General features: G+C 44.1%; 5 protein-coding genes. All 5 read left to right on the forward strand.

The window, feature by feature from the left end; translation table 11 throughout:
* The first annotated feature begins 235 nt into the window (after positions 1-235).
* On the forward strand, positions 236-553 hold the full coding sequence (locus Q0G26_RS11360; RefSeq protein ID WP_293830718.1) for a helix-turn-helix transcriptional regulator: 318 nt from the start codon (positions 236-238) through the stop codon (positions 551-553).
* 159 nt (positions 554-712) lie between these two features.
* A complete protein-coding gene (locus Q0G26_RS11365) occupies positions 713-961 on the forward strand; it encodes a hypothetical protein (RefSeq protein ID WP_293830720.1) in 249 nt (82 codons plus the stop codon).
* 132 nt (positions 962-1093) lie between these two features.
* Positions 1094-1420: a hypothetical protein gene (locus Q0G26_RS11370; RefSeq protein ID WP_293830721.1), complete on the forward strand. Its 327-nt coding sequence runs from the start codon at positions 1094-1096 to the stop codon at positions 1418-1420.
* Between the two features lie 175 nt (positions 1421-1595).
* A complete protein-coding gene (locus Q0G26_RS11375) occupies positions 1596-3032 on the forward strand; it encodes an AAA family ATPase (protein ID WP_293830722.1) in 1437 nt (478 codons plus the stop codon).
* Between the two features lie 5 nt (positions 3033-3037).
* Positions 3038-4291, forward strand: a complete 1254-nt coding sequence (locus Q0G26_RS11380; protein ID WP_293830723.1) for an LlaJI family restriction endonuclease — start codon at positions 3038-3040, stop codon at positions 4289-4291.
* Positions 4292-4742 lie beyond the last annotated feature (451 nt).

Raw genomic sequence — 4742 nt, forward strand, 5'->3', positions numbered from 1 at the left:
AGCTCCTGCTCAGTGTCTTCTTGCAGTTCACATTTTTGTTTGGTTATTTTTTCCAGTTCCTTTCCGTGGCGGTCGCATTGCCGCGTATGACAGAATTCTGTACTGTACTACATCAAGCTTGATGGGGTTATTATAACACAGAAGATTGGTAATTTTGGAAAAGAGGACAGTACTGGCCTCTTTGACTGTTGAAATAAATTTTTGTAATACGCTATTCCCATAGGGAGGCGTTTACATGGATAAAGATAACGAACGTATTTTATTCGCCAATGTGATTGGTGAGTGTATTAAATCTCTGGAGCTTGACAAGGGGATAAATCAGCAGGAGCTGGCGTTGCGGTCGGGAGTGCCTTTGCGGTCGCTGCGGAGGATTGAAAAAGGTGAGGTGAATGTGAATGTGTATTCTCTGCGACAGGTGGTGCTGGCGCTTGGTGAGGAGATGCCGGAGTTTTGGAGGATTGTGGAGAAGAATATGGAGGTGATGGGTGAGGAGTTTCCGAAGGTGCGTAGGAGGCTGGCGAAGGATGTGTTGATGGGATTTAATAAAAAATAATAAAATTGCCAGATGGTTGCACAGGAAAGTTTTATCTGCAGCGGAGGCAGGTATTTTTATTTGCAGGTATAAAATATAGGTCAAGTTTTCTTGCGTTTAAAACTAATCTACACTAAAATATAAGTATGCAATGATATGTACGGGAGTGGAGAGATAACAATGAAGAAGATGACTGTGGAAGAATATTTAAAGAGCATTCGTACTCCAGAAGAAAAAGCATATGAGAGATACGCCGAAGTTATTGGCGGAGAACCTGAGCCTATTGGATTAGAAGTGCCTAGCGGCTATCCTGCTGGCGTTGAAGAACGCGGTGGTGTAGCAGCAGTTTATGAAGAGTGCATAAAAAAAGGGGTAACGTGGGAAGAACTCTTAGACTATAAACCGTTGCCTAATGATGTTATTATCTAAAGCAAGGTATAAAAGTGTTATTTTATTAAATTTAAAAACGTCTTATTTTTAATCTGTATAGATATTATTCTGGTGTAAGTATCAAGGCACATATCTATATAGCTTAAATTGACTACATGGGAGGAAGATACTATGTCAATGGAAATGCCTTATTTTATGACTAATCCTAAGTGGTATAAAGAAAAGTGGGTAGGCAGTGATACTGATGGTGGCGTTGAATATGAGCTTACATCTGAAGCACCTCCTAAAGCAGTAGAAAGTTTCAACGAATATATGGATTACATGGAAAACGGAGCAACAGTATATCCTAACGATAAAGAGTTTTATTTCAAGAAGAATCCTGCATGGTATACCTTTGATGAAAAAGAAAAAATGTATATTATTACCAAAGATGCTCCTAAGGAAGCAATGGACAGTTATTGGGATTATATTTCTCAGGCTAAAATAGTGCAATATTGATTCTAACCGCTTACACTATGTATAAGCATCAATCAGTCAACAGAAATATACAAATATGGGAAAGATGAATATAAAAATAATATGGGAAAGGTAATTCAAGATTATGAACAGTACATCCGATAATGAAATATCAAGTAAACTGCCTTCTTCTGCAAGAGCATGTGCAGGAGAAATAATGGAGCGTATTTATTCAATAGATTCATTTGAAAGACTTAGGGAAATTTTAAAAGCTAATACTGCTACCGTCAAGGTTCTTACAGAAAAAATATCACATCTTAATTTACCGGCAAACGCTTTAAGTATATTATTTAATTTGCCGGTATCTGCTAATTATAATAATACTGATGGCAAGAAAAGAGTGTATGATAAAATTTATAACATTCCTACGGTAGATGCTGTATATCAAGGAAAACTATCATCTGAATGGAGAGATAATACTCTTAGTAAAAAATTTAGTGGAAACAATCTTACTGCCTTGATAAAAGTAATTAATGCTTATTACTCCGACTTTTTGGAAATAGTCAAAAAGGATGATGGTTATTACATGGATATCAAGAATAAATTCAGCAAAGGCTCTATTCCTTCTACCAATGTGCTTCTTTACGGTGTCCCTGGCTGCGGCAAAAGCTATTATGTAGAACAAAACTATGAAAACAAGGTTAATGACATATTAACCATCCGCGTAGTCTTTCACCCCGACTATACCTATTCTGACTTTGTCGGCCAAATAATGCCCGTACTGGAAAAAGTAGAGAATAAAGACGGCATTGAAGAAGAAAAGCTGCAATACAAGTTTATTCCCGGTCCTTTCACACGCATCCTGCAGCTTGCAGAAACCTATAAGGATCAGCAATGCCTGCTCATTATCGAAGAATTGAACCGCGGTAATGCACCGGCAATCTTCGGTGAAATCTTCCAGCTTTTGGACAGAAACGACGATGGCACGAGCAGATACGGAATATATAACAGTGATATTGCGGAAAGGGTTTATGGAGATAAGAACAAGTCCATCAAACTTCCCCCCAACCTTACCATCGTCGCCACCATGAACACCTCCGACCAAAACGTCTTCACCATGGACACCGCCTTCCAACGCCGCTGGCAGATGAAGCACATCCCCAACAGGTTTACAGGCGAATCCTTAGACGAAAAAACCATAAACCATGTAGCCAAACATCTCCCCAACAGCAAAATCAGCTGGGGCGTGTTCGCCCAAACCGTCAACAAAAAAATGCACACCGCCAACCTTGGCTTCGGCGGTACAGACGACAAGAGCCTTGGCGTTTACTTCGCCACGGACAATGACCTGGACGATGCAAAGCGCTTTGCGGAAAAGGTGCTCAAATACCTGTGGGACGATGCCTTCAAGCTGGGCAGGCAGGCGCTCTTCAGCAACTGCAGCGAAGGCCTGTCATCCGTAATAGAAGCCTACGAGGATGCAGAGGGAGATCCGCTGAAGGCAGTGCTGGTGCCCGAGGTTTACGACGAGATGCAAAAGCGGATGGCGAAGCTGGCAGCAGAGCAGCCACAAGCTGCGGAGGAAGAACCCGCGGAGGCAGCAGAGGACGCTGTCGCAGATAACCCGGCCCAAGAACCGACAGACGAGGAGTGAGCAGCTTGCTCAAGGACAGATGCCATATAAACACCAATAGAGAAGCGGACACCTTCGTCGGTCTGGAATTTGACGGCAAGGATTACAATGTCTCCTTTCCGCTAGGCTATGCCATAGCCAGCGAGGATGACGATAAGCTGCTGCGCGAGGATTTGCTGCTGCTATTCCAGACGCTTGCCCTCTACAGCAAGCAGCAGGACAGCAAAAGCGGCTTTGTGCACAACAAAAGCGCAGCGACCGACACGCCGCTGTACGCCTATATCTACATCATCCAGGACTTTGTCACCCGAGGCTACTACAAGGAAGGCATCGTGGAATACGCTTCCTCCAAACGCGGCAAAATCCATTGGAACCGCACCATCAAGCAGAAAAAGCCGGTTATTCAGGACGCAGATGTCTATTATCTGGACTTCATCACGAAGAAGAACGTCATCAACGAGAATGACCTGATAACGCTGATCCACCAATACTGCGTCTATCTCAGCTTCATCCGCTTCGGCTGGCTGTTCACAGACTATAAGCCGCCCGAGCCGCAAATCCTGTTCCATCGTCAATGGTTCAGTGCAGCGCTGCAGGAAAAGCTTTGCCGCACCTTCAACGATGCCAACAAAACCCTCTTTGCCAATATGCTGAAGATCATCAACAACGAGCCTGACGAGGGTATTAAGGATACCAGCTTTACCTTCGGCACGAACAGATTTGAATATGCCTGGGAAAAGATGATTGACATAGTCTTCGGCATCAGCGACAAGCAGCGCTACTTCCCGAAAACGAAGTGGAAGCTGCCAGGCAGCAAGAAGGAGTATGACAATTCCCGGCTGGAGCCTGATACGATTATGCTGCACAACAATAATATCTACGTACTTGATGCTAAGTATTATAAGTACGGTGCCACCAAAAATCCCTTTGATCTGCCTGATTCAGCGTCAATCAATAAGCAAATCACCTATGGTGAATATATTGATGCGCAGGCGGACCTCAAAAATCCGGACAGCGTCATCTACAACGCCTTCCTCATGCCAGTTGACAAAAACGAATGGGCAGGGGAGAGCGCAGGCGCGCTGCATTATGCAGGCGAAGCAGTGGCGCTGTGGAAGGAAAACAAGAGCGAGGGCAGGGACAAGGAGTACGAGCATATTCAGGGCATCCTGCTGGACGTGAAGCACCTGATGCAGATTGCCGAAAAGCATTCGGAGATGGATATCAGGAAGCTGGCGGAGCTCATCGAGGAGCACTGCAGCAAGTGTATGACAAAGTGAATAATTAAAGGCGTTCTACCGAACTGCGGTAGAACGCCTTATTTTTATCTGCAACAATATATTATTTACGTAATCGAAAAGACCTGAGGTCTGGAGTAATCCGGACTTCAGGTCTTTTTTTCGTACAATACCGCAAGCGGTAATCAGGGCTTTAACGTTGAAGGTTCTCATGTTAATTGGATCGACCACCAGTTACAAAACCGCAAGCGGTAATCAGGCCTACAACTGGTGGCGGACACCCAGGTGCTTCAGGTTGTGCCATGTTACAAAACCGCAAGCGGTAATCAGGCCTACAACTTACGAGCAACACCGTAAGTTTGCATTCGAAGTAAAAATTAAGTTACAAAACCGCAAGCGGTAATCAGGCCTACAACCCCTGTGGCTCGCACACGGCTCACAGAGCGGGCTTAAAGCCCTACAATGGAAAATCAAAAAACTGTTCATAGCAAAA

Origin of the sequence: uncultured Phascolarctobacterium sp. (assembly GCF_934190775.1) — a bacterium.
GTDB lineage: Bacteria > Bacillota > Negativicutes > Acidaminococcales > Acidaminococcaceae > Phascolarctobacterium_A.